Annotated in this window: 22 protein-coding genes and 1 pseudogene; 9 read left to right on the forward strand and 14 right to left on the reverse strand. The window is 72.5% G+C overall.

The genetic code is table 11. The features are described 5' to 3' along the window. Nucleotides 1-34: 34 nt before the first annotated feature. Nucleotides 35-478 (reverse strand): helix-turn-helix domain-containing protein, encoded by a 444-nt coding sequence (locus OG867_RS00265; RefSeq protein ID WP_328904610.1) that lies wholly within the window; start codon nucleotides 476-478, stop codon nucleotides 35-37. An 89-nt stretch (nucleotides 479-567) separates the two neighbouring features. On the opposite strand from OG867_RS00265, the gene OG867_RS00270 reads away from it, so the two are divergent. Continuing rightward, nucleotides 568-1,158: a TetR family transcriptional regulator gene (locus OG867_RS00270; RefSeq protein ID WP_406281314.1), complete on the forward strand. Its 591-nt coding sequence runs from the start codon at nucleotides 568-570 to the stop codon at nucleotides 1,156-1,158. Here the strand turns inward: OG867_RS00270 and OG867_RS00275 are convergent. Continuing rightward, nucleotides 1,104-2,279: a transposase gene (locus tag OG867_RS00275; protein WP_328904612.1), complete on the reverse strand. Its 1,176-nt coding sequence runs from the start codon at nucleotides 2,277-2,279 to the stop codon at nucleotides 1,104-1,106. The two genes, OG867_RS00270 and OG867_RS00275, sit on opposite strands and share 55 nt — an antisense overlap. 228 nt (nucleotides 2,280-2,507) lie before the next feature. On the opposite strand from OG867_RS00275, the gene OG867_RS00280 reads away from it, so the two are divergent. Beyond that, entirely contained in the window at nucleotides 2,508-3,095 is a 588-nt protein-coding gene (locus OG867_RS00280; protein ID WP_331720345.1) for a helix-turn-helix domain-containing protein, read from the forward strand. Between the two features lie 23 nt (nucleotides 3,096-3,118). Here the strand turns inward: OG867_RS00280 and OG867_RS00285 are convergent, their stop codons facing one another. Continuing rightward, nucleotides 3,119-4,072 (reverse strand): NAD-dependent epimerase/dehydratase family protein, encoded by a 954-nt coding sequence (locus tag OG867_RS00285; protein ID WP_331720346.1) that lies wholly within the window; start codon nucleotides 4,070-4,072, stop codon nucleotides 3,119-3,121. After that, the gene (locus OG867_RS00290; protein WP_328904615.1) at nucleotides 4,069-4,704 is read right to left on the reverse strand and encodes a ScbR family autoregulator-binding transcription factor; all 636 of its coding nucleotides are present in this window, start codon (nucleotides 4,702-4,704) and stop codon (nucleotides 4,069-4,071) included. The genes OG867_RS00285 and OG867_RS00290 overlap by 4 nt, the downstream gene beginning before the upstream one ends. Nucleotides 4,705-4,802: 98 nt before the next feature. Here OG867_RS00290 and OG867_RS00295 point away from each other — a divergent pair, with 98 nt between their 5' ends. Together OG867_RS00295 and OG867_RS00300 are read left to right on the forward strand one after the other, a co-directional pair. Beyond that, nucleotides 4,803-5,813 carry a ScbA/BarX family gamma-butyrolactone biosynthesis protein gene (locus OG867_RS00295; protein WP_328904616.1) on the forward strand — a complete coding sequence of 337 codons (1,011 nt, stop codon included), beginning with the start codon at nucleotides 4,803-4,805 and terminating at the stop codon, nucleotides 5,811-5,813. A gap of 109 nt (nucleotides 5,814-5,922) precedes the next feature. Further along, a complete protein-coding gene (locus tag OG867_RS00300) occupies nucleotides 5,923-7,278 on the forward strand; it encodes a hypothetical protein (protein WP_331720347.1) in 1,356 nt (451 codons plus the stop codon). On the opposite strand, the gene OG867_RS00305 is transcribed toward OG867_RS00300, so the two are convergent. The 9 genes from OG867_RS00305 to OG867_RS00345 all read right to left on the reverse strand — a co-directional run bounded on the left by OG867_RS00305 (nucleotide 7,275) and on the right by OG867_RS00345 (nucleotide 20,233). Then, the gene (locus OG867_RS00305; RefSeq protein WP_328904618.1) at nucleotides 7,275-7,661 is read right to left on the reverse strand and encodes a YciI family protein; all 387 of its coding nucleotides are present in this window, start codon (nucleotides 7,659-7,661) and stop codon (nucleotides 7,275-7,277) included. The genes OG867_RS00300 and OG867_RS00305 overlap by 4 nt on opposite strands. A gap of 127 nt (nucleotides 7,662-7,788) precedes the next feature. Then, nucleotides 7,789-8,946, reverse strand: a complete 1,158-nt coding sequence (locus OG867_RS00310) for an epoxide hydrolase family protein (protein ID WP_331720348.1) — start codon at nucleotides 8,944-8,946, stop codon at nucleotides 7,789-7,791. A 31-nt stretch (nucleotides 8,947-8,977) separates the two neighbouring features. Then, nucleotides 8,978-10,321 (reverse strand): FAD-binding monooxygenase, encoded by a 1,344-nt coding sequence (locus OG867_RS00315; RefSeq protein WP_331720455.1) that lies wholly within the window; start codon nucleotides 10,319-10,321, stop codon nucleotides 8,978-8,980. A gap of 103 nt (nucleotides 10,322-10,424) precedes the next feature. Next, complete coding sequence (locus OG867_RS00320; RefSeq protein ID WP_328904620.1) at nucleotides 10,425-10,691, reverse strand: MoaD/ThiS family protein; 267 nt, start codon at nucleotides 10,689-10,691, stop codon at nucleotides 10,425-10,427. 16 nt (nucleotides 10,692-10,707) lie between these two features. Further along, nucleotides 10,708-11,601 carry a formylglycine-generating enzyme family protein gene (locus OG867_RS00325; protein ID WP_328904621.1) on the reverse strand — a complete coding sequence of 298 codons (894 nt, stop codon included), beginning with the start codon at nucleotides 11,599-11,601 and terminating at the stop codon, nucleotides 10,708-10,710. Beyond that, nucleotides 11,598-12,980, reverse strand: coding sequence for a condensation domain-containing protein (locus OG867_RS00330; protein ID WP_331720349.1), 1,383 nt, complete (start codon nucleotides 12,978-12,980; stop codon nucleotides 11,598-11,600). Before OG867_RS00330 ends, OG867_RS00325 begins: the two co-directional genes overlap by 4 nt. Before the next feature lie 46 nt (nucleotides 12,981-13,026). Then, entirely contained in the window at nucleotides 13,027-14,364 is a 1,338-nt protein-coding gene (locus OG867_RS00335; protein WP_331720350.1) for a nucleotide disphospho-sugar-binding domain-containing protein, read from the reverse strand. 11 nt (nucleotides 14,365-14,375) lie between these two features. Continuing rightward, nucleotides 14,376-15,929 (reverse strand): MFS transporter, encoded by a 1,554-nt coding sequence (locus OG867_RS00340; protein WP_406281325.1) that lies wholly within the window; start codon nucleotides 15,927-15,929, stop codon nucleotides 14,376-14,378. Between the two features lie 11 nt (nucleotides 15,930-15,940). Then, on the reverse strand, nucleotides 15,941-20,233 hold the full coding sequence (locus OG867_RS00345) for a glycoside hydrolase family 38 C-terminal domain-containing protein (protein WP_331720352.1): 4,293 nt from the start codon (nucleotides 20,231-20,233) through the stop codon (nucleotides 15,941-15,943). A 232-nt stretch (nucleotides 20,234-20,465) separates the two neighbouring features. On the opposite strand from OG867_RS00345, the gene OG867_RS00350 reads away from it, so the two are divergent. From OG867_RS00350 to OG867_RS00370, 5 genes and pseudogenes are all read left to right on the forward strand, one after another. Further along, the gene (locus OG867_RS00350; RefSeq protein WP_331720353.1) at nucleotides 20,466-21,029 is read left to right on the forward strand and encodes a dTDP-4-dehydrorhamnose 3,5-epimerase; all 564 of its coding nucleotides are present in this window, start codon (nucleotides 20,466-20,468) and stop codon (nucleotides 21,027-21,029) included. 27 nt (nucleotides 21,030-21,056) lie between these two features. Then, nucleotides 21,057-21,476 (forward strand): annotated as a pseudogene (locus OG867_RS00355) (pyridoxamine 5'-phosphate oxidase family protein); the annotation flags it as partial. A 30-nt stretch (nucleotides 21,477-21,506) separates the two neighbouring features. Then, the gene (locus OG867_RS00360) at nucleotides 21,507-21,734 is read left to right on the forward strand and encodes an acyl carrier protein (RefSeq protein WP_331720456.1); all 228 of its coding nucleotides are present in this window, start codon (nucleotides 21,507-21,509) and stop codon (nucleotides 21,732-21,734) included. Then, the gene (locus OG867_RS00365) at nucleotides 21,731-22,969 is read left to right on the forward strand and encodes a glycosyltransferase (RefSeq protein WP_331720354.1); all 1,239 of its coding nucleotides are present in this window, start codon (nucleotides 21,731-21,733) and stop codon (nucleotides 22,967-22,969) included. The genes OG867_RS00360 and OG867_RS00365 overlap by 4 nt, the downstream gene beginning before the upstream one ends. Continuing rightward, complete coding sequence (locus tag OG867_RS00370; protein ID WP_406281331.1) at nucleotides 22,966-24,150, forward strand: glycosyltransferase family 4 protein; 1,185 nt, start codon at nucleotides 22,966-22,968, stop codon at nucleotides 24,148-24,150. Before OG867_RS00365 ends, OG867_RS00370 begins: the two co-directional genes overlap by 4 nt. Here the strand turns inward: OG867_RS00370 and OG867_RS00375 are convergent. Next, a complete protein-coding gene (locus tag OG867_RS00375; protein WP_331720356.1) occupies nucleotides 24,128-24,937 on the reverse strand; it encodes a thioesterase domain-containing protein in 810 nt (269 codons plus the stop codon). The genes OG867_RS00370 and OG867_RS00375 overlap by 23 nt on opposite strands. Nucleotides 24,938-25,027: the final 90 nt, after the last annotated feature.

A 25,027-nucleotide genomic window follows, 5' to 3' on the forward strand; every position in this document is an offset into this window, starting at 1 on the left:
TGCGCTGTTGACCGGGCAGCCGGAATGTCCGCGCTCAGCGGGTCCGGCGGACCGCCACCTCGTCCGTGTGCACCTCGCGGTCGCAGTCCGTGCACCGCAGCTGGGCATGCACCGATCCGTCGCAGCCGAGGTGTTCGGCGGTACGCGGGGGCCCGTCGGCGAGGTGGAGGTTGCGGTCGCCCCACTGCATCAGCGCGATGACGGGCTTGGCGAGGTCGCGGCCTTTCGGGGTGAGTACGTATTCGTACCGGACGGGCTTCTCCTGATAGAGCACCTTCTCCATCAGACCGTGCTCGACAAGCCTCCCCAGGCGGTTGGCCAGCACGTTCCGAGCAATTCCGAGGTTGCTCAGGAATCCGTCGAACCGTTTGATACCGAGGAACGCCGAACGAGCGATGAGGAGGGTCCACCGTTCGCCTATCACTTCCAGCGAGCGGGCGACGTTGCAATCCTGTCCTTCATAGGTGTTCTTCAACATCCATCCACCGTAGGGACCGAGTGAGTCTCTTGAAAACACCAAGGTGGTGAAGTGTGCACGAGCGATCCGTCCGGACCCGGGAAGCCATTTTGAGCGGAGCCGCCGAGGTATTCGGAGAAAAGGGGTATCTGGGCACACGACTGGAGGACGTCGCGACGCGGCGGCAACTGAGCAAGGGCGCCGTGTACTTCCACTTCGCGTCGAAGACCGACCTCGCGAAGGCCGTCATCGCACGGCAGTACGACCTGGTGCCGCGGCTGATCGGCCGGCTGCGCCCGCGCTTCCCCCGGGCCGCCGGCCTGCTGACCGCGCTCGCCCAGGAGGTCGCGCGACTGCTGGCGGACGACCCGGAGGTACGCGGGAGCTTCCGGCTGCTGGCCGAACGAGGGCTCATCGACGCCTCGGTGGACGATCCGTTCGCCGCCTGGTCGGCGGCCGTGGAGGACGTCCTGCGGGAGGCGGAGCACCAGGGCGCGGTCCCGGCCGGTACGCACAGCGCGGCCGTGGCGGGACTCGTCGTCTCCGCGCTGGTGGGGCTGCACCACATGGGCGAGGGAGCCGCCGGCCCCGGAGTGCCGGGTGACTGGCCGCCGCTGCTCGGCGCGCTGCTCGCCCTGGACTCCCCCTACGAGGCCCGCGCCAGCGCCGGGGCGTCCGTGCCCAGCCGGGCGTGCATGTAGGCGGCGGACATCAGCGCCATGTGGTGGTGCCAGCCCGGATACGAGCGGCCCTCGAAGTCGGCCATCCCGTAGTCCTGCTCCAGCCGTTCCAGCGTCTGCGTGGAACGGGTCCGCAGCCGGGTGAGCCGCAGTACGTCGTCCAGCCGCCGGCTGACCATGTTGGTGAGCCACAGGGTCTGCGGGCCCGTCCCCCGCGCGGGGCCGGCGATGAGCCGGTACGCGCGGGCGGCCGCCGGGTCCGCGACGGGTCCCGGGAGCCGTACGAGCGCGGTACGGAAGGTCAGCGGGCGGCCGATGCCGTCCCGGATCGTGTGCGAGCCCACCAGGTGCTGGTCGCGCGCGGCCTCGAAGAGGTCGGCGGCCGGTGTCACGAGGGGCGCGGCGCTGTCGCAGGGCCGCACGCGCAGGTGGCGGTCGGGGACGACCGGGAAGCGGGCCGGCACGCCGACGAGGAAGTCCCGGTGGCTTCTGCCCAGTCCGCGGATCAGCGACGTACCGGGGCAGTGGCTGCTGAGGTCGGCCACGAAGGGCACCTCGCCGAGCCGGGACCTCTCCCCCATGGCCCGGACGAGTTCGAGCGCACACGTCTCCAGGCCCCGCGCGTCGACGTCCTGGGGGATGCGGGTGCGGCTCCGGCGCGCCGGGTCCTCGGTCCAGAGGCGGGGCAGCAGCAGCCGCCAGCCGACCGGCAGCGCGTCGTCGTCGGTGACCAGGAAGGCGCCGATGCCCACCTGGCAGTTGACGGACCGCCCGGTGCTCGGCACGAAGCGGCGGTGGACCCCGCAGGAGTGCTCCCCGCGCTTGCGGACCACGGAGACGTCGATGGTCCAGGCGCGCGGCACCGTGTGCTCCTCCGCCCACCGCAGCAGTTCCCCGTACGCCGGTTCCCACGGCCAGGGGCTGGCGTTGACGAACTGGTGCAGCGACTGCGCGGTGGACGTCGATCCGGCCAGCGACTCGGCGAGCCGGCGGACCGACTTCTTGCCGGGCGTGGCCAGGAGGGCGCCGAGGTAGGCGTGGGCCCAACGGCGCTGGTCCACCCGGGGGAGGTGGCCGAAGACGACCTCGGTGAAGTCGAAGGCCGAGACCGGTCCGGGGCGCGGCGGGAGGGACGTGAGCACAGTGCGACTCCCTGTCGGCAGGGTGACTGGACTCGCAAAAGAATAGCGGACGTCCTCTTTTTTTCCTCCCGCCGGTACGGCCTCGGTTCCACTTCGCCACGTCGGAACCGGGTCCGGTGTGATACGGCGCCCGAACTGTCGCACTTTGCCAACTCCCCCTTGTCAACCCTCCGTTGCCCCGTGATCGTGACCGCGTATTGGATACGGCAGGACAGATCCGGAGTGACTATGGCTAAGCGGGTCAAGGCCCTGCGCACACGTGCTCTCCTCCTGGAGGCGGCGGCTTCGGCGTTCAGCGGGAACGGCTTCCACGGCACGTCGCTGGCGCAGGTGGTGGAGAAGTCGGGCATGACGATGGGGGCGCTGACCTACCACTTCGCCAGCAAGGACGATCTGGCCGACGCCGTCGAGGAGGAGGGCACGGAGGTGACGCGCTCGATGGTGCGCACCTTCGCGGCACAGGCGTCGCCGCCGCTCACCCGGCTGGCCGACCTGTTGCTGGGGCTGGCCCGGCTCCTGGAGGAGGACCCCCTCGTGCAGTGCGCGGTCCGGCTGTCACGGGAGCGGTCGACCGCCCCCTGGTCCCGGCTGTGGCTGCCCCTGGTGACGGCGCTGGTGGACGACGCCTGCAAGCAGGGCCAGGTACGGGCGGCGGCACGGCCCGACGACGTCACCGAACTGATCAGGCTGCTGCTGCACGGCACGGCGCTCGGCCCGGACACGCAGCGCAAGGACGCGCTGGCGAGGCTGCGGGGGGCCTGGCAGGTGGCGCTGGGCGGCATCACCGCCGAACCCGAGCCGGCGGTACCGGCCTGAGACCCCGGGCACCGGCCCCCGCGTCAGGCGGGCTGCTTCCGGTACCAGTCCGCCGCGTCCGCGAGAGCCGCCAGCGGCCCGGGCCCGGGATCGCACTGCGCCACGTCCCAGATCTCCTCGCTCCGGTACCAGTGGTCGCGCGCCAGCAGCTCGAACTGCCGCTCGCTGACGGGCCCCGGGACCGCGCGCAGCCGCTCCAGGCAGCCGGGCCAGTCGAGTTCGCCGCGCTGGGCGGGCAGTACGGCGTGCGCCGCGAGGGTGTCCATCAGGTCCCGGTTGCGCACGGGCCGCGGGTGCGAGGCGTGGAAGACGCCCCCGGCGGCCGGACCGGACCCCGGCGACAGGGCGAGTGCGGCGATCAGCCGGGCGAGGTCGTCCACGGCCACCGCGGACAGCAGCCCCCGGCCGCCGTCCCACCGCGACGGCACCCTCCGTACGAGCTCCGCCAGGGCCGGAACGACCCAGCGGTCGCCGCTCCCCAGCACGAGGCCCGGCCGGAGCACGAACGCGCCGGCCTCGCGGGCGGGGCGCTCGGCGAGCAGCCGGCTGCGGCTGGCGGCGGAGACCGGTGCGGGCACGATCTCGTCCACGCCGATGCCCCGGTGCGGACCCCGGCCGTAGACCGCGGCGGTCGACAGATGCACGATGCGCCGGACCCCGGCCCGGACGGCGTCGGCCATCACGGCCGCCGTTCCGCCGGCGTTGACCGCCTCGCAGCGGGCCGCGTCCGGGCCCAGCGTGGAGGCCAGGTGCAGGAGCACGTCGGCGCCCTCGCAGGCACCCCTGAGCGAATCCGGGTCGGTGAGCTCGGCGGACACCCACTCGTCGGCCGCGGAGGCCGGCCCCTCCGGACGCGGGCCGCGCCCGACCGCGCGGAGCACGGTCCCGGACGCGGCGCGGTGCCGGCCGAGTTCGCGCAGGACCGCGCCGCCGATGAAGCCGGTGGCCCCGGTGAGCACGACCCGTACGGGGCTCACCCCCGCGGCTCCGCCCAGTCCGGCCGCACGGTGAGCCGGGCACGGGCCTCGGGGGCGGCGATCCCGGGGAGGAGGTACCGCCAGAGCGAGGCGATGCGCTCGATGAGGTCGACGGACCCGGTGGCGACCTTCGAGTAGAGCTGGGTGCCGCTGTACGCGCCCACCAGGACCTGGGCGAACTCGCGCTCGTCCACCTCGGGGAGGAGTTCGTCGTCCTCGCGCGCCTCGACGAGGATCGCGTAGAACTGGTCGGCCCAGCCCTGGTAGGCGCTGGCGTCCTGGATCCCGATCTCGCCCTGTTCCACGGCGAGCCGGACGCCCGCACGGAAGAGAACGTTCCGCTGGAGCTCCCTGGCCAGGTAGAAGTTGACGTCCAGGAGCCGTTGCAGGCCCCTGCCCCCGTCGGGTATCTGCACGAAGGTGCCCTGCGCGTGCATGACCTCCTGCGCGATGGCCTGCTTCGTCTTGAAGTGGAAATAGAGAGCGCCCTGAGTGACGCCGGCCTTGGCGCTGATCCTGGCGACGCTCGCGGCGTGGTAACCGCTCTCCTCGAACACCTCGGCCGCCGCACGAACAATCAAGTCCCTTGTCCTGATTGCTCGTTCCTGTTTCGGATCCCTTGTCGCCACCACACGCGCCCCTCTTGGAAAAATACCGAGCAACCGTTATTTTATCAGCCTGCTCCACATCCCTAGAAGGTTGCATCCAGCCCACCCCGCTAGGAGTCACCATGCTGACTGAGCACGTGGACACGACCGCTCGACATGACCTGACCACGACTGTGGCCAAAGAGTATGTGCATCGAGCGGCTCTCGCCGAGGTCTTCCTGACCGGATGGCGGCGCACCGGGCCGGACGCCTTCACCCTCACCGCGCAGTGGCCCCGCAGCCACAGCTTCTACTCCGTCAGCCAGGCGGTGTACGACCCGATGCTGTTGTGCGAGACCATCCGCCAGACGTTCCCGCTCCTGATGCACGCGGCGTACGAGGTCCCGTTCGGCTACCAGCTCAGCTGGAAGGACTTCCGGTACACGGCCGATCCCGAGGCCATGCGGGTCACCGGCACCCCGGCGGAGATCGTCCTGCGGGTGTGGTGCCACGAGATCAGACGCGTCCGCGGACTGCCCTCGGCCCTGGCGATGCGGTTCGAGATCAGCCGCGGCGACGCCCTCCTGGCGGTGGCGAGCACCCGCATCGGATGCAGTTCCCCCGCCGTCTACCGGAAGGTCCGCGCCGGCCGGGGCGGTGTCGTACCGGAGCCGGTCGCCGCCGAGCGGCGCAGGCCCCTGGCCCCCCACACCGTGGACCGCCGCTTCGCCGCCGACGTCGTCCTCGCCGAGCCGGCCCGGCCGGCGGCCGGTGGTCCGCCCGGCTCCGTGGAGTGGCAGCTCCTCCTCGACCCGACCCACCCCGTCCTCTTCGACCACCCGGTCGACCACGCACCCGGCATGGTCCTCTTCGAGGCGGTGCAGCAGGCGGTCCTCGCGCTCGGTGATCAACCTGACATGAGCATGCCAATTTCGATGGACATGGCCTTCCACCGCTACGTCGAGTTCGACAGCCCCTGCACCATCACCGCCGAACCGGCCGCGTCTCCGGCGGCCGGGACGCGCCGCGCCCTCCGGGTCAGCGGTCTCCAGAACGGGGCCTGCGCCTTCGAGGCGACCGTCGAGGCCGACACGGTCCGCCCGCTCCCCGCACCCGGTCTCCGGTCCGGGGCGGTCGCCGCCGGCACGGCCTGATCCACCCCGTACGACGCACCCCCCGCCACTGGCCGCCGGTCCGCCGGCGGCCAGGACGGACCCCAGGAGACCTGATGCACGTGCACGGCAGCCCGTTCGAGGCGGCGCGGTGAGCCTTTCCGACCCGGCCGAGCTGAACGTCGCCTTCGAGCTCGAACTGGGACGGCGTGCACCGTTCACCATGCTCGGGGACTGGGTGCTCCTCTCGGGGGCCTCGTCGGAGGCGCGCGCGCTGTGGTGGGCGCTGTCGTCGCACCTGAACGTGAAGCGCAACGACGCCGAGGTGTGGCCGGGGCTGGCGACCCTGGCCCGGCTGCTCCACCTCAAGAAGCCCGAGCACGTGGCCCGTTACCTCCTCGAACTGGAGGTCATCGAGGCGGTGACCGTGAAGCGGGTGGAGGCGGGCCTCAAGCGCCGGCACCGTTACGTCATCCACCAGACCCCGTCCGCCGGATACGCGGGCCCCCGCTCGATGGGCGAGTGGTACGCCCTCAACCGGGGGCCCAGGTCCGAGACGGACGAGCAGCGGCGGCAGCGCGAGTCGGAGTTCGACCTCTGGCTGGAGGCCGTCCGCAAGGGGCTCAAGGAGCACTGCGCGCGGGTCGCCGCCGAGCGCACCCGGGCCCGCCGGGACAAGGAACGGCCTCCACCGCTGACCGCGTTCCGCGCTCCGGCCATCGAGGATTTCCGTACCCCCCTGGGAGGAGGTACGGAGCCGTCGGCGCAGACGTCCGCCCTCGAAGACGTACCCCTCTCCGAGGGGGTACGGCCCCCTGCGCGAAGGGGTTCGGTACCCCCTCCGGGAGGGGTGGAAGAAGACGAAGGTGAAGCAGACCAACATCAACGAGACCGCGATGCGCCTGCGGCGCGCAGCGCCGGTGACGGCCGTAGGCCAACTCACCGTAGTAAGGCCGCGGATCCGCGCCCGGCGCTCACCCGGGAACGGTCGTTCCGGATGAGCGCGGAGCAGAGCCGCGCGGTACGCACGGTGGAGGCGGCCTTCCCGTCCGAGCTCAGGGAGGGGCTGCCCGGGTACCGCCCGAAGGTGCTGCGCGACGCGGTCCTCGCCGCGCTGGAGTGGCGGTCGGCCGAGGAGGTCGCCGAGCGGGTGGGCCGCCGCTGGTACACCTGGGGCTTCTGCGACGACGCGGCGCACGGCCGGCTGGAGCGGCCCGTGGGCATCGCGGTCCGCCTCGTCGGCGACGGGGACTGCGGGGCGCCGCGCTGCGAGGACGGGGTGGACATCGACACGGGCAGCGTGTGCCCCCGGTGCGCGGAACGCGCCGCCCGCCGCTCCCGCTCGTCGGCCCGCCCCGTGGAGGCCCCGCCGGAGCCCCCGGCCACGCCGTCGCGGCCGGGCCCGATGTGGGAGTGCCGGCGGCCGGACTGCCGGACCCCGGTCAAGGGCCCGCGCCCGTCCGACCAGCTGTGCCCGTCCTGCGCGGCGGAGTACGGGGGGAACTAGTCGTTCATCACCCGGCGCACCTCGACCGGCTGCTGCGTGGGGACGCCGCCGGGGCCGGGGACGGCGGAGATGCGGGCGGCGATCTCCAGGGCGCGGGCCTCGGAGGCGACGTCGAAGATGTTGAAGCCGGCCAGGTGCTCCTTGGCCTTGGGGTCGGGGCTGTCGGCCACCTTCGGTGCCGCCGCCCCGTCCGCGCGCACGATCTTGGTGAGCTGGGGGTCGGCGAGCGCGGTGAACTGGATCATCTCGCCGCTCTCGGTGAGTTCCTTGGTCAGGACCTCGTAGTACTGGAAGTGCGCGGCGATGTCGCTGGGGTCCCACTCGTCCATGGGCTGCTCGAAGACGCCGCCGTCGTGGTTGACCATCAGCATGAACTTCGGCATGGGAACTCCTTGTGTCGTGGTGGTGCGCCGGTGCGCTTTCTCACCCCTGGGTCGGAGCGGGCGGGCCGTTCTCGACATCCCCCGGGAAGAAAGTTGAGAAGTTTTCCGGCGGGGCCCCGGCCCCGGGTCAGCGCAGCTTCCGGGCGAACTCGCGTACGTCGTCAACGAACAGTCCGGGCTGCTCCAGGGCGGCGAAGTGCCCGCCCCGGTCGTGCTCCGTCCAGTGCGCGAGGGACGGCAGGATGCGCTCGGCGAAGCCGCGGACCGGCCGGACGATGTCCCCGGCGAAGTACGCCACGCCGACCGGCATGGTGAGCGGCCACGGACCGGCCCAGGTCTCCAGGAAGTCCTCGACGGTGCGGTTGGACTCGTAGTACAGCTGGGCGCTGGTCCCGGCGGACGCGGTCAGCCAGTACACCGAGGCCACGGCCAGCAGCTGGTCGCGCTCCACCGCCTCCTCGGGGGCGTCCTTCGAGGACGTCCACTCCTTGTACTTCTCCGCGATCCAGGCCAGCTGGCCGACCGGTGAGTCGGTGAGCGCGTACGCGAGGGTCTGCGGGCGGGTGGACTGGATCTTCCGCCACCCCGTGCCGTCCTCCTCGAAGGCGACCGCGTGCGCGAGCCGTGCCGCGTCGGTCTCGCCGAGGCCGGCCATCGCGGCGGGGTCCTCCGGCGGGATCGTCACCAGCATGTTCACGTGCACCCCGGCGACGTGCTCCGGGTCGGCGAGGCCGAGGTGGAGGGAGATGGAGGAGCCCCAGTCCCCGCCCTGGGCGATGTACCGGTCGTAGCCCAGGGACGCCATGAGCTGCGCCCACGCCCGCGCGACCCGCTTCACCCCCCAGCCGGCTTCGGCGGGCGCGCCGGAGAATCCGTACCCGGGCAGGGACGGGATGACCACGTGGAAAGCGTCGCCCGGGTCCCCGCCGTGGGCGGCCGGGTCGGTCAGCGGCCCGATGACGTCGAGGAACTCGGTCACCGAACCGGGCCAGCCGTGGGTGAGGATCAGGGGCGTCGCCGTCGGTTCGGGCGAGCGCACGTGGAGGAAGTGCACGTCGACGCCGTCGATCCCGGTGACGTACTGGGGCACCTGGTTCAGCCGGTCCTCGACGGCGCGCCAGTCGAACTTCGTGCGCCAGTGGTCCGCCAGGTCCTTCAGGTATTCCAGGGGGACGCCGCGGTCCCACTGGACGCCGGGCAGTTCGGCCGGCCACCGCGCGTCGGCGATCCGGCGGTCCAGGTCGTCCAGGGCGGCCTGGGGGATGTCTATGCGGAACGGGCGCATGGTGTCACCTTTCATCGGCCCGGGGCCGAGATCACGAGGCCGGTCTCAGGGAGCGCCGGAGCACCCGGAGAAGAACGCGGGGGCGCATCAGCGCCTGGGGTGGATCGATGAGGCCCGCCGCCCGGATGAAGGCGTTGGATATCTCCGCATCGTGCTCCGCCGCTTTCTGGAGCCGCGCCACATAGGCGTTCACCAGGCGGGTCTTCACCGTGCGCTTTCCCCCGACGCCGGGAAATCCGAGATCGGATCCGGCCGACAGGTCCCAGGGCGCGTCGACGTCCTGGGAGATGTCGCGGAAGAAGGAGAGCGGCTGCGGGAGCGCGCCGTTGCGCAGATGCCGGAGCAGGGTCAGTGATTCCAGGGCGGACACGGTCATGCCCTGCGCGTAGATCGGGTTGAAACTGCAGAAGGCGTCGCCCATGACGAGCAGCCGCTCGGGGAATGCGGCGAGTCCTTCGTAATGGCGGCGCACACTGGCCGGGAATCGGAAGGTCACCGGATCGTCCAGGGGTTCCGCCGTACGAATGGCCTCGTAGATCTCCGGGACCGGAAGGGATTTCGCGAAGGCGAGGAAGCCCTCCGGATCGGTCGGCGGATGGTCCCCCAGCATTCCGGTCAGGGAGAGTTCGAAGCGGTTTCCGTCGCCGGGCAGCCGGTAGAAGAACGCGCCGCGCGGGTACGCCGGGGTGGGCGCGGGGATGATCGCCAGGTCGGTGCCCAGGGGGTCCTCGGCCAGCTGGTAGTGGCGCGTGGTGTAGGCCAGGTCGACCTTGACGTGCTCCTCGCGGGGGGCCGCGTACCCCAGCTCGCGCAGCCATGCCGGGGTGCGCGAGCCACGCCCGGTGGTGTCGACGACCAGGTCGGCGTGGAGCGTCCGCTCGGCGCCGCCCGGGGTCCGGGGCTGGACGCGGGCGCCGGTGACGCGGGCGCGGTCGGGGGTGGTCTCCAGGCCGGTGATGTCGTGGCCGTCCAGGAAGGTGATGTTGTGGATCTTCCGGACCCGCTCGCGCACGTGGTATTCGAGCACCGGTCTGGTGGCCGGGACGCAGAGGAGTCCCGAGTGCCCGGGGCGCATCCGGCGGCCGTTGAAGCACCACCGGTTGTCGCCGTTGAAGTCGCCGGAGGTGATGCCGGCGGCCGTGAGCTCGGCCGTGAGACCGGGGAAGTGCGATTCCAGGATCTGCTGGCCCCTGGCCACCAGGCCGTGGGCGTGGCGGGCGTGCGGAACCCCGCGGCGGTACTCCACGGTGTTCGGGAGTTCGTCGCGTTCCACGATCGTCACGTCTGTGAAGAATTCCGCGAGGACCCGGGCGGCGAGCATTCCCGCCATACTCCCGCCCAGGACGACCACGCGATCTCCGACGAGGCTGGTCACCACCAGCGCCTCCTCAATTCATAGGTGTCACCGCGATGTTCGAATGGTCGTCCTCAGCCGTTCGTGCGGCATCTTCCCGTGTGCGCTCCCTTGCCTCTACGGTTCAGCCGCCGGCCATCGGAGGGATCAGGACGACGGTGCTTCCCTCGGGCACCTCGGTGGTGGCCCGGGATTTACGGGGAATGAGCGTGTCACCCACGCACATATTGATGTAGCCGGCGGGTTCGCGGTCGGTACCGAGCAGCCGGCGGGCGTAGGACGGGTGGTCGGCGACGAATCGCTTGATGACCTCGTGCAGCAGCCCGGCGGGTACCTCGAACTCCGTCTGGCCGTCGGCAGCCCACACCGAGGGAAGAACGACCTTCACCATGGAATCCTCCTTTATTTCAATCGTCTTTCGCGCACCGGAATCCGTGCGCGAAACTGGCCCATCCGCTGGGATCGCCGTGCATTCTTTCGGCGCAGCGCACCTGGTACCGGAGATTCATCCAGGAGCCGCCGCGGATGACGCGGTACCGGCCCAGGGCCATGCGCACGGTCGGGTCGCAGTCCACCGCGTCGTCGTAGAGGTGCGAGAGCGTCGACGTCCACTCGTAGACGTTGCCGGCCATGTCGGCGCAGCCGAACGGGCTGTCGCCCCGGTCCGAGAAGGCGCCCACCGGCGTCGTGCGCGGCAGCGCCCCCTCACGGGCGCACTCCGCGGCCCACCACTCCTGCCATGCCGCGTACGAGGTGAACGAACGCGCGTGGAACTCCGTGGTGTTGGCGTTCCCCGCGTCCCAGCTGTCGCCCCACGGCCAGATCCTGAACCCGGTCCCGCGCGCCGCGAACTCCCACTCCGCCTCGGTCGGCAGCCGCTTGCCGGCCCACCGGGCGTACGCGCTCGCGTCGCCCCACGAGACGTGGACGACCGGGTGGTCCTCGTATCCGCTCACCGTGAGGCCCGGGCCGCCGGGCGCGTCCCAGCGGGCGCCGGGCTGTTCCACCCAGCCGCCCGCCCCGTAGACGAGGCTGAAGCCGCGCTCCTCCGCGTCGGTCCGGTAGCCGGTCTCCGCGACGAACCTGCCGAACTCGCCGACCGTCACCGGGTACTGGTCGATCCGGTAGGGGGCGACGGTCCGCGCGACGACCGGGGTCTCGTCGGCGAACCACTGGCGCGGGAACGGCTGGTCCGCCTCGTCCAGGAGGTCGAGCATCCGCTGCGGCGAGCCCTGGAGGAACTCACCGCCCGGGACCCGGACCATCCGGCCCGTCGCGATCGTGCTCCCCGTCGCGGTCATGCCGCACGCGCCACGGGGGCGGCGGCCTCCGCCAGCAGCTCCCGCAGGACCTCCCGGTACTCGTCGGCCATCCTCACCACCGTCGCCTCGTCGAAGCGGTCGGTGCGGTACATCAGGTTGCCCATGGCCTCGCCGGAGGGCTCGAAGCTGAGGGTCCACAGGGCGCCGTCCGGGAGCTCGGAGACCACCGGCGCCGACTGCGGCTGCCAGGGGATCTCGGAGAACGCCGGTGTGCCGGCGTCCGGGTCGCCCTCGTCCTCCTCCAGGGCGCGGGCGCGCGGGAACACCTGGAAGGTGACCGGCGCGTGGTCGTCCCGCATCGCGAGGGACATCAGGTCGGGCAGCGCCTCGAAGAGCTGGATCGCGGGGATGTCGTGCGCGTAGGCGTCCAGGCAGGTGGCGCGGGTGCGGCGCAGCAGCTCCCCGACGTCCGCGCACCCGGCGAGGTCGACCCGGAGCGGCAGGAAGTTGAAGAACGAGCCCACGGTGTCGTTGAACTTCCCGTTGGCGCGCCCGGGGGTGTGCGTCGAGACCACGACGTCCGTGGCACCGGTGATCCGGTGGACGAGCCGGTAGTACGCGGCGAGCAGCACCATGAACGGTGAGCAGCAGGCGTCCTTGGCCAGCGCGGTCGCGCCGGAGACGAGGTCCGCGCCGACCGTGAACCGGTAGGCGGCGGTGACGGACGGCAGCCCGGCGGACTTGAGGTGGTCGGTCCTGAGGGCGGTCAGCCGGGCGTCGCGCAGCTTCCGCCGCCAGTGGTCCAGCGATCTGGCCGTCGCCGCGCTCGCCGCCTGCTCCCGCTCCCAGGCGACGAACTCGTGGTACGGCCGTACGGGCGGCAGCCCGGCGTCGGTGCCGTCCTTGCGGGCGGTGTAGTACGCGGCGAGGTCCCGCGCGAGCAGGCGCATCGACATGCCGTCGGTCGCGGTGTGGTGGGTCTGGAGCAGCAGGACCGCGTCGCGGGCGTCGAAGCGGAGGAGCACGGCCCGCAGGTGGGGCAGCTCGTTGATGTCGAGCGTCCCGGCCTCGATCTCGCGGCGCAGTTCCTGCGCCCGCCGCGCCCGCTCCGCGACCGGGACACCGGGGCACTCCCGGACGTCGAGGCGGGGCGGGGTGGCGGGGAAGACCCGCTGGTGGCCGGCGCCCGCCTCGCGGACGATCTGGCTGCGCAGCGGTTCGTGCCGGTCCACCACGTCGGCCAGGGCCCCGCGCAGGTGGTCCGGGTCGACCGGACCGGTCAGCCGCCAGACGCCGACCATGTGGAACCGGGGTCCGAACGGGCCCGACTCGTCGCCCGAGTCGAACATGCGGAGGAACTCCTGGTTGAACGACAGCGGCAGCCGGGTCGTCCCGTCCGCCGTGCTGGATGCGGTCATGCCTGCGTACTCCTACTCCTGTGACGTGCGGGCCGGAGGTGCGTGCTCAGCGGGCGAGGGCGAGCTTTTCGAGGGTCGGGACGATGTCGCTGGGGCTCGGCGACGCCATCAGGTCCATCCGCAGCCGCCCGGCGCCGTCGCGGAACGCCGGGTCGGTCAGGAGCCGGGTGACCTGTTCGCGTATGGCCTCCACGGACGGGCTGCCGAGGTCCATCACCTCGCCCGCGCCGAATCCGGTGATGTAGGCGCCGGTCACCGGCGCGAGCTTGTACCGGGGGTAGGCGATCCGCTCGGACGGCGGCTCGTCCTCCTTCTTCTCGTCGGTCTCCGGGAAGTCCACGACGATCTGCGGGACGCCCACGCAACCGGCGGCGGCCATGGTGCCGATCCCGCCGTGGTGGATGAGGAGTTGGCAGGTCTGCATCAGGTTGTCGAGCGGCAGGTAGTCGACCACCCGGATGTTCGCGGGGAGTTCGCCGGCGTCCGCGAGCTGGCTGGCGTCCAGCGTCGCGACGACCTCGATGTCCAGACCGCCCAGCGCGTCCAGCAGCGTCCGGACGTACGCCCAGTCGGTGGCCGGCACGTACTTGCGTACCGAGAGCCCGAGCGAGAGCGCGACCCGGGGCCGGTCCGGCACGGGGTACAGCCAGTCGGGCATGGCTGTCTGGGCGGTGTGCGGTATCCACCGCATCGGGAGCCGCCGGGTGTCCACGTCGAAGTTCATGCCGCTGGGGACGACGTCGATCGTCCACTGCCCGTAGAGGGTGTCGTGGTCGATCGGGACGTCGTACCGCTCGGCCATCGCCCGGATCGTCTCGACCATGGGGTTGGGCTCGTCGGGGGCGTCCGGGCCCTCGGTCAGCTTCTCGTACAGGTCGAGGAACCAGCCGTTGTAGTCCGTCCCGGACTGCCGGGCGTGCCGGGCGCCGACCGCGCGCGCGGCGACGGCCGCGCCGGGCATGCAGGGGTCCCAGATGACCAGGTCGGGCTGCCAGCTGCGGAAGAAGCCCACCATCCCGTCCATGGCGGGCAGGGGTTCGTCGGGCGAGCCCTGGAAGGGGGTGAAGTCCCACATCGCCGGCAGGAAGCCGTGGCAGATGGTGCCCCACTCCATTTCGTTCTCCTCCGGGACGCGCAGTGCCTCGGTGATGCGGGTGACTTCCTTACGGGCCTGCGGCCACGCCCCGGTCGGTCCGGTGGGTTCGGGCATCTCGTCCGCGCCGCACATCTCCTTGAAGGTGAGGCCGGACGCCGTGACCGTGGGGCCGAGCGTGGGGTGGGAGACGACGACGACGTCATGTCCTGCGGCGCGCAGCGCCCAGGCCAGGGGGACGAAGGGGTAGAGGTGGGCGGCCGCGGGCCAGACCGCGAAGGCGACACGCATGGGAGGGCTCCTTACTCGTTTTCTTCGGACGGTTCGGGCGAGGAGCCGATCGGCCGGACGCCGCGCAGGGTCTTGTGGGCGACGAACGCGAGCCCGAGGAAGAGCAGCATGGCCAGCAGCGCGACGGAGGTGGCTCCGGTGTTGAAGGTGTCCCGCGCGGCCGCCAGGACCTGGCTCCCGGCCCGGGCCGGGAGCCGGCCGGCGGCGTCGATCGCGTGGGGAAGGGTCTCGTTGATCGCGGAGGCGGTCTTTCCGGTGACGGATGCGGGGATGTTCACGTGTCCGGCGTAGAAGGCCGTCATGAGGCTGCCGAACACGGCGACGCCGAGCGCGGAGCCGAATTCGCCGCTGATCCCGCTCAGGGAACCGGCCGAACCCGCCCGCTCCTGCGGCACCGCCTGCATGACCAGCTGGCCGCTCAGCACGCCGACGGGGCTGGTCCCCAGCATCACGACGCACAGCCCGCCGATCAGCGTGGCCACCCCGCTCTCCGCGGTCATCCGCGTCAGCACGGCCTCGCCGGTGGCGGCGAGCAGCAGGCCGCCGGTGAGTACCCTGCCGGGCGGGAAGCGCTTCGCGAGCATCGTGGACAGATGCACCCCGAGGATCGCCATCGAGACCGGCAGCACCATCCACAGGGCCGTCTGGAACGCCGAGTAGCCGTCGACCAGTTGGAGGTGCTGGTTGAGCACCAGGCCGTTTCCGCTCTGCACGATCCCGACGAGCAGGAACACCAGCAGCGTCGCGCCGACCGTGCGGACCCGGAAGAACCCCATGTCGACCAGCGGGTCGGCCAGCCGGCGCTGGCGGCGCGCGAAGGCGACGCCGAACGCCAGCCCGACCGCGATGGCCACCAGCGGGAGCACGGACAGGCTGCGGGCCAGCGCGGTCAGGCCCCAGATGGCGGGGAGCATCGTCGCCAGCGACAGGCCCACGCTGACGAGGTCGAGCGGCTGCGCCGAGTCGTCCCGGGACTCGGGCAGGACGAACGGCCCCACCACGAGCAGCAGGACCATCACCGGCACGGCGATGAGGAACGTGGACCCCCACCAGAAGACGCCCAGCAGGAAGCCGCCGACGGTGGGGCCGAGCAGCACGCCGAGCATCGCCGCGGTCGCCATCATCGAGAAGGCGGTGGCCATCTTCTTGGGGTCGGGGAACATCTCCTTGATCAGGGCCATGACGGCCGGCCCGATGGTCGCCCCGGCGATGCCCAGCAGGGCACGCACCACGATGAGGACCGCCGGACTGTGCGAGAGCGCCGCGAGCACCGACAGGACGGCGAACGCGGCGGCACCGATCAGCAGGAGCTTCCGGCGGCCGATCCGGTCGCCCAGGCGTCCGATGGTGACCATGAATCCGACGACGAAGAAGCCGTAGATGTCGATGATCCACAGCGCTTCGAGGTTGCTGAGGGACAGGTCGCTGACCATGTAGGGGATCGCCAGGAAGATGACGCCGAGGTCCAGCATCACCAGCATCATCGGCAGCAGGAGTACGACGAGACCGAGCCACGCCTTCCTTCCGGACGGCCCGGTCTCCTCCCTCGCGGGTTTCTGACTCACGGAAGTGCTCATCATGCTCCTGTACTCAAGGGCTCGTGGTGGTTGCCCGGTCGGGCGGACTCGTGTGCGCGGATCGTCAGGGGGACGGCCGGGGTGTAGTGGACGTCGCCGTACGCCATGACCTTGACCAGCGCCCAGGACGCGGCCGGGTCCGTGCCGTGCGGCACGCGCACCGGATAGGCGAGATCGGTCCGGGCGCCGGGGCCGAGGGCGAACGTCCGCGTCCACGGACCGGCGAACTCCCAGGTGCCGTACGGGGTGATGAGCTGGGCCTCACCGCGCACCTCGTCCAGGCTGTGGCTGGTCAGCCGGACCCGCAGCTCGCCGTCTCCCCCGGCGTCGACCACCAGCTCCGGGGTCAGGCTCTCGACGCTCAGCCGCCCCTCCTCGCCGGGGGCGCCCATCCGGACGGTGGCGACGTCCTCGACCGGCGGGCAGCCCTCGCCGGCCAGCCGGGCCGTGAGGTGCCGGATGCCCGGGGGCGCGCCCTCCTCGGGGCGCAGCAGCACGTCGAAGCACCGGTGGTCGTCGTCCAGGTCGAAGCGCAGGTCGTCCGGCGCGCTCGCGGTCACGCCCGGCGGGAGGGTCAGTTCCACGGTGCCGGACGCCGTGCCGACGGCGGAGACCGTCACCCGCACGGTCACCGGACCGGTGAGGTCGATGTCCCGGGGCTCCACGTACACGGTGGCCGGCTGGTGGCCCAGCGGGGCGGCGCCCTTGTTGTGGAGCCAGTACCGGGCGAACACCGGTGCGTCCGGCCCGGTGCCGGACCTGGCCGGTCGCACCTGGTCCGGTACGGCGGGCAGGGCCGTCGCGGTGACGGTCGCAGCCGGGCCGAGGGCGAGGCGGAGTGTGCCGTCGTCGGTGTCCAGGGGTGCGCGCGGCTGTTCGTGGAGGTCGGCCTCGGCGCCGTCGTGGAGCGGGACGAAGGAGTGGACGCGGGCCCGCGTGGCGCGGCCGCGGGTCTCGTAGCAGCGGAGGGTGATTCCGGCGCCCGGGTCGCCGTGCCGGGGCTTGAGCGCCGTGACCACCACGTTGTCGGGTTCGGCCCGGAGCAGGCTCGCGGAGGCGGGCAGCTCGCCGTCGTGGGAGTCGGTGAGCCGGGTCAGGAAGCGGCTGTTGTAGGCGTGGCCGGCCCGTACGAAGCCGGCGTCCCGCCAGTCCCCGGCGCCGCTGACGAGGGCGTATGCGAAGGTGTGGCTCCAGTGCTGGAGGGCGAAGCTCGATCCGTCGGGGGCGGTGCGCTGCGGCGGCTCGATCCAGGTCCCGGCCGGCCATCCGCTGCACGCCCGCAGCAGGGACAGGCAGAGCGTCCCGTCGGGCTCGACCACGACTCCGGGGGTGCCCCGGTGGAGCACCGCCGCCGAGTGGTCCTCCAGCATCTCGTCGGCGGGGACGGCGTCGGGGGCCCCGGGCTGCTCGATCCAGATCTCCGCGCCGGACAGTCCGGCGACGAGGTCCGCGACGGCGCCCGCGAGGGCCGGGCCGTCGTGTCCGGCGACGACGAGGACGGGCAGGTCGCGTGCGCCGCGCAGATCGGTGCCCGGCGCCCACATCTCCGTACGGGAACGGGTCGCCGGCACCCAGAGGCAGGCCGTGCCGTGCTCCTTCAGCAGGGCGTCGAGCCGGTCGGTGTACCAGTCACCGGCCGCCGCGAGGACGCGGGCCGTGAAGGCGTTCTCGGCGGGCCCGCCCACGCTCACCCGGACGTCGGGGAGGTTGGAGTCGACGTCGAGCGAGCCGTACCGGGAGCCGTCCGGGCGCGAGGTGGTCGCCGTGACGCCCTGCTGGGCGAGGGCGGCGACCAGGGCGCGCACCGCCGCGTCCTGGTCCTCACCGCGCCCGTGGTGCGCGACGACCTCGGCGACGCCGATCGCCTGCGTGGCGACGGGGACGCCGTGGCTTTCGAGCACGACGCGTGCGGCGGAGGAGAGGCCCGCCCAGTTGTACGCGGGGCTGTCGAGCGCGTACGGATGCTCGGCGACGTCGAGCTGGGACGAGCCGAAGGTGCGGCCGATGACGGCGTTGCCCACCTCGTACACCGGCCGGGCGCCCGCGATGTCCAGCGGGAAGCGGACGCGCAGCAGCCGGTCCTGGCCGCTCGCGCCGTCGACGCGGGTCCGGAACTCCAGGCGGTCGAGCCCGTGGAGGAGCGTGACCTCGGTGGTGATGCGGAGGTCCCCGATGCGGCACGCCGAGACCAGGCGCAGGCCGGCCGGGGACGTCTCGACGTGCACCTCGGCCGGTGCCTCGGCCGGGGTGCGGCGGTGGCCGGTCGGGACGATGTGCCACGGTCCTTTGCCGAACGCCGGGTGGTCGGGGTACTCGTCGTCCAGGACAGGACCGGCCGCCTCACCGGGCCGCAGCAGCTCCTTGCCGGTGCGCTTGTCCAGGACGCGGGTCAGCGCACCGCCGCGCGCCGGGTCCGCCTCGACGAGGAAGGCGTCGTTCTCCGCGCGGTGGCCCTCGGTCCGTTGCCAGCCCTCCTCGGCCGGGGCCGCCGCGTCCACGAGGCGGAACACCCGGTGGCCGGTGGCGGGGACGCGGGCGGCCACGAACGACAGGGTGACCGTGGCGAGTGCGCCGCCGGGGTGCCGGGAGACGCCCGTGGCGACGGCGGGGACCTCCTGGCCCTCGGTGTCGAGCACCCGCACTCCGGCCGGGCCGTTCTCGGGGAGGCGGACGGTGACGGTGGCGAGGTCGGTGCGCTCCCAGGACTGGGTGTTCACGACGAGCAGCGGGCGCCCGGCGCCCCGGGTGTCCGTGCGCCCGGCCAGGTGGGCCAGGGCCTCGTCGCGCACCCCGGCCCCCAGCTCGTACGCCTCCCGCCAGCCGGCCGCGAGGTCGAGGTAGACCTGGTCGGAGGTGACGCCGGTGATCCCGTCGTGGTGCGCGCCGAAGAACAGCTGCCGCCAGGCTTTGTCGATGGCCCCTTCCGGGTAGGGCGCGCCGAGGACGGAGGCGAGCGTGGACAGCTTCTCCGCGTCCAGGACCGCCGTCTCGGCGGCGCGCTGGGCCTGCTTGATGTCGATGTACGAGACGTCCTTGCCGGGGTAGACCGGGTTCATGTCGCGGGACTGCGGGGTGAACGCGATGTGGTCCCGGTCCGCGTCCTCCCGTACCCGGGCGAAGAACTCGCCGGGCAGCGCGACGACGAACCGGGGCCAGACGTACCGCTCGTTCCAGTGGCGGTGGATCTCGGTCGTCCAGCGGCCGGGGGCCACGTGGTTGTAGCCGACCGGCAGGAGCACGTTGCGGGTGGACGCCACCCGTTTCAGGGTCCGGAACTGGTGGTACGCCTCGTCCTCCGCCTCGGCGAGGGTGTCCACCTCGTTGAGCCGCCATCCGGCGGGGTAGTGGTGGGCGAGGTAGCAGGCCGGCAGCCCCGTGCCGTCCGGCCCGATCCACTCGATCTCGCTGGCGAACTGCATCCCGGTGTCGTCGCCGCCGGTCACCTGCGGCCCCCACTGGTGGAACGGGCCGCGCGCGAAGGCCAGTTCGGTGAGCCCGGCGTCGGCCATCAGGGACGGGAACGCGGGGTCGTGCCCGAACACGTCGAGCATCCATCCGGTACGCGGTTCACCGCCGATCAGGCCGCGCTGGAAGCGCACCCCGTGGGCGATGTTGCGGATGGTGGCTTCCAGGCTCGTCAGGTTGGTGTTCGGCTCGTTGTACATGCCGCCCACCAGTTCGATCCGCCCCTCGGCGATGAACCGGCGCAGGTCCGCCCGGTCCTCCGGGCAGACGTCCCAGTACGGCTTGAGGTAGTCGAACTCGGCGAGGACGAACTTGTAGTCCGGGTCCCGGCGGGCGAAGTCGAGATGGGCCCGTACGAGGTCGAAGGCGGCGGCCTGGTGGGGCTTGCGGAGCTTCTGCGCCTCGGCCGGCTGGGAGTCCCACTCGGAGAGGTAGCCGGCCTGGGTGTTCCACCAGAACGGGTCGTAGTGGAAGTGCGGGACCATGAACATGGTCCACCCCGGGGCGGCCGCGACGAGTTCGGCGGTCGTCTCCCGGCGCCGGCCCCCCGCCTCGACGGACACCGTCACCGCGAGGCGCGTTCCCTCCTCGGTGCCGGGGCCGACGGCGACCGGCACGTCGAGGACGCGTTCCTCGCCCGGCCGCATCCCCGTCACGACCACGGGCCGGGGCGTGGTCACCCGTGCGCCCTCGATCCGGACGGTGACCGGCTCGTCCTCGCGTACGGACTCCGCCCCGCGGTTGGTCAGGGTCACGCGCTGCACCTGGAGCGGATGCCGCTCCGAACCCACGAAGAGTTCGGTCGAAACCACCTGGTCGATGTCCACGAAAATCTCCGGCCTTCGCGCCCCGTTGAGCTCGGTCGTCCAACGTCCTCGGCGGCGCCGCCGGATGTCATCTCCCCGGTTGCGCTGCACGCCCCCGCAGGCCGTTCCGCCGCGTCGGCCACCCCGGCGGGCAACCAGGAAGATGCGCGCGCCCGGGCGGCCCGGCACGGTGGCGGCCGGACGTCATCCACGGGTGCCACGGCCTCACGGCCGCCAACAGAAGGGTCGGACGATGAAGCCGCTGGGAATTCCAGGTGCCTGGACCGAGGAGAAGAAGCTGTTCCGCGACGACCGCGGCAGCTTCCACGAGTGGTTCCGGAACGACGCGCTGCACACCGCGACCGGCCGGGAGATGGACGTCCGTCAGGCCAACTGCGCGGTGTCGCGGAAGGGCGTCCTGCGCGGCATCCACTTCACCGAGAACCCGCCGGGCCAGGCCAAGTACGTCACCTGTCTGCGGGGTGCGGTGGTCGGCGCGGTCGTGGACATCAGGGTCGGCTCCCCGACCTTCGGCCAGTGGCGTACGGCGGAACTGGACGACACCAACTGCGCCGCGCTGTACGTCTCCGAGGGCCTGGGCTTCGGCTTCATGGCCGTCAGCGACGAGGCAACGGTCATCTACCTCAGCTCCGCCACGTACGACCCGAAGCGGGAACACGGCCTGGACCCGCTCGATCCGGAGCTGGGCATCCAGTGGCCCGCGGACATCACGCCCGTCGTCTCCGACCGGGACGCGAGCGCACCGGGCCTGGCCCGCGCCGGAGAGCTCGGGCTGCTCCCCGTCTACTCCGATTGAGCAACGAGCGACCCCCAGGAGGGCCCCATGGCACTGACCCCGCACGAGCGTGAAGCGTTTCTCGCCGAGCCGCACATCGGCGCCCTGTCCGTCGCCCTCGAACCGGGGCGGGCCCCGCTCACCGTCCCGATCTGGTACGCCTACGAGCCCGGCGGGGAGCTGTGGATCCTCACGGCCACCGGCTGCCCCAAGCACCGGGCGATCGAGGCGTCCGGACGGTTCTCGCTCATGGTGCAGCGCACCGAGCCGACGACCCGTTACGTCACGGTGGAGGGGCCGGTCGTCGCCGTGGTGCCGGGCAGGGAGGAGGAGCTGCGGCGCGAGCTGGCCAAGCGCTATCTCCCCGCCGACCAGGTGGAGGGCTACCTCGCCATGGCCCGCGAGGTGTACTCCGCCAGCGACCAGATCCGGATCCGTCCGGAGCGCTGGCTCTCCGCCGACTTCGGGGGCCCCGGGGCGCGGCTGTCCGCCGAGGAGGTGCGCGCCGCGCTCGGCGACGTCTGGTCCGACGCGGTGGGGGTCCGCCCGCGCGACGAGGACGACTTCTTCGGGCTGGGCGGCGGGTCCATGGAGCTGGTCATGCTGCTGATGGCGGTGGAGGACCGCCTCGGGGTGAACATGTCGATGGACGAGCTCTTCACGGACGAGTTCACGTTCGGCGCGAGCGTGGCCGCCGTCACCCGGGCCCTGGACGCTCCTCGGTGACCAGGTTCCTGCTCCTCGCCCACGGCACGCGCGGTGACGTCGATCCGTTCGTCGCGCTGGCCGGCGTCCTCGTCCGGCGGCACCAGGACGTCACCGTCCTCACGCACGCCCCGTACGGGGAGGCCGTCGCGGCCACGGGGGCGGACTTCCGGGCGGTGGACGACGCGGCGGGCTACGCGCGCCATCTGCGACGCGCCCGGGACCTGCTGGGCGGGCGGCACCTGCTGGGCGGGCGGCACCACACCCGCGTCGCCGACTACTACGGCGACGCGGACCTCTTCCTGGACCGGGTGTCCGTGGCCGGCGGCTTCGGGCAGATCCGGCGCGAGGCCGAGGCGATGGCCGGTGCCGGCGGCGACACCGTGGTGGTCGGCCGGCTGACCTCGTGCCTGTCCGGGCTGATGGCGGCCGAGCTGACGGGCAGCCCGGTCTGCCAGGTCTCGCTGTCCCCCTTCCAGTCGTTGACCGCCCCGATGACCGCGCTGCACCTGGCGCGGTCGGCCGGGACCGGACTCAACGCCGTCCGGGCCGGCCTCGGACTCCCCCCGGTCACCGGCTGGTCGCGGTGGCTCCAGCGGGCGGACCTGACCGTCGGCCTCTGGCCCCGGTGGTTCGACGCGGCGGGACCGGCGTCCCCCGGCCCGCTGGTGCTGACCGGCTTCCCGCTCGGGGACCGTGCCGCCGGGGAGACCCGGCGCGCCCCGGTCCCGGACGCCGGCCGGGAGGACGTCGTCGTGGTCACCGGCGGCACGGGCCGGATGCTGCACCCCGCCTTCTACACCTCGGCCGTCGCCGGACTGGCCGCGGCCGGACGGCGTGGCATCGTCGTCACCCCGCACGCCGACCTGGTCCCCCGCGTGCTGCCGCCCGGGGTGGTGCACCGGACCTCGCTGCCCTTCGCGGACGTCCTGCCGCGCGTGGCCGGTGTCGTGCACCACGGCGGCATGGGCACCCTCGCCCGGGCCCTCGCCTCGGGCACCCCCCAACTGCTGCTCGCGGACGGCGCGGACCGCCCGGACAACGGCGCCCGGCTGGAACGCCTGGGCCTCGCCCGGAGCCTCGAAGCGCACGACTGGTCCGCCGGGACGGTCGGACGCGAGATCGCCCGGCTGGGCCCGGCGGGCACGCAGGACCTGATGAACGGTCCGGACCCCGTGGAGCTGCTGGCGGACCGGGTCGTGGCGCTCGCCGGCCGGGCGCGGGCGAAGAGCGCGGAAGGGTGGGCGGTCCGGTGAAGGTGCTGCTGGCGCAGAACATGTACTACCTGCCGTCGCACGGCGGGGCCAACAAGTCGAACCGGCTGATCATGGAGCGGCTCGCCGGGCGCGGCCACGCATGCCATGTGGTCGCTCCGGTGACGGGGCGGCTGAGCCACATCGGCCCGGACCGGATGCCCGGCTACCTCGCCGAACGCGGGGGCGAGGTCCTCGAACACACCGACCGGATACTCCGGTACCGGCACGAGGGCGTCACCGTGCACGGGGTCCTGCGCGCCCAGGACCTGCCGCGCACGGTGATGGACGTGGCGGAGGACCTCGGGGCCGACTGGACGCTCGTCCCCTCCGACGACCCGGGCATGATGATGCTCTCGGCGGCGCTGCGGTCGACGGAGCGCGTCCTCTATCTCGTACACACGCTTCAGCAGCTGCCGTTCGGGCCGCGTTCGTTCCGGCCCAGCAGGGCGGCGACGGCGATGATCGGGCGGTCGGCCGGGCTGGTGTCGGTGAGCCGGGCGGCGCGGGAGTACGTGGAGCGGTGGGCGGGTCTCGACTCCGAGCTGATCTACCCCGACATCTACTCCTGTGCGCCGGTCCGCGAACCGCGGCCCGCCGAGCAGACGTACGTCACCCTCGTGAATCCGTGCGGCTACAAGGGGATCGACGTCTTCCTCGCCCTGGCGGATGCCCTGCCGCACGTGCCGTTCCTCGCCGTGGAGAGCTGGGGCATGACCGACCGGGACCGTGCGGCGCTCGCCGCCCGGGCGAACGTCGTCGTGCACCCGGGCGCCGACGACATGGAGCAGGTGTACGGGCGCACCAAGGTGCTGCTCATGCCGTCGTTGTGGGACGAGACCTTCGGCTACTGCAGTGTGGAGGCCATGCTGCGCGGCATCCCGGTGCTGGCGGCCGACGTCGGCGGATTGCGTGAGGCGAAGCTCGGGGTGGGCGATCTGCTTCCCGTGCGGCCCATCACGCGCTACCCGGGCGCCGGGCCCGTGGCCCTTCCGGACGCCGAGATCCCCGCGCAGGACGTGGGGCCGTGGCTGGACGCGCTGCGGGGCCTGCTGGACGACGAGGAGGACTACGGGCGGCTGTCCCGGGAGTCCCGCCGGGCGGCGCGCGGGTTCGTGGACGGTCTGGACCCGGACGCGATCGAGGCGTACCTGACGCGGCTCAGTACCCCAGCGCCTCGTTGACGGCGGCGCCGACGGCCCGGGCGGGTCCCGGCTCCATCATCTCCGTGTGGCGGCCGTCGACGCTGCGGGCGAGGACGCGGCCGCCGACGAACGGCTGCCAGGACCGCCGGGCGGGGCCGCCCGGTGCGGAGGGTTCGAGGCTGAGCGCGTCACCGTCGAACACCCTGCTGACCGGTGTCCGGTACAGGTGCTCGTTGGTGCGGTAGACCTCGTACACCGCTGTGAGCGCCGGTTCCGTCAGGCGGCGCATGGGGTGCCCGGTCCGTACGAGATGGGCGCTGAGGGACGCGTAGTCCAGGGGGAGGCGGCAGAGGCGCGCCAGTCCGGCGTCCAGTTCGTCCACGCCGGGCGGCAGCAGCATGGCCCGCAGGATCTCCTCGGGGCCGGGCAGCGGCTCGGGCCCGGGCGGCGAGGTGCTGACGAGCGCCAGGAGGCCGACGTGCTCGCCCTGGGCGCGGAGCCGGCACGCGATCTCGAAGGCCAGCCGGCCGCCCACGCACCAGCCGAGCAGCCGGTACGGCCCTGCGGGCTGGACCCGGCGGATCTGCTCGGTGTAGTCCGCCGCCATCTCATCGAGCGAGGACGGCAGCCCGTCCGCCGTCACCAGGCCGCGCGCCTGGACGGCGTGGACCGGCACCCGCGCGTCGAGATGCGGCAGCAGGCCGGCGTACGGCAGTCCGAAGCCGCTGCCGGGGTGGACGCAGAACAGGGGCGCACCGCTGCCGCCGCGCCGCAGCGGCAGCATCACGTTCCGGTCGGCGGTGGGCCGTTGGGTGGGTGCCGTCATCTCGTCTCCCCGGGAAAAGTCCCCCCAGGCTCCCCGCCGGTGTTTCCGGATGTCATCCTCCCGATTGCGGACGCACACCCCCGGCGCATT

This window comes from Streptomyces sp. NBC_00209 (assembly GCF_045206345.1).
Taxonomy (GTDB): Bacteria; Actinomycetota; Actinomycetes; order Streptomycetales; family Streptomycetaceae; genus Streptomyces.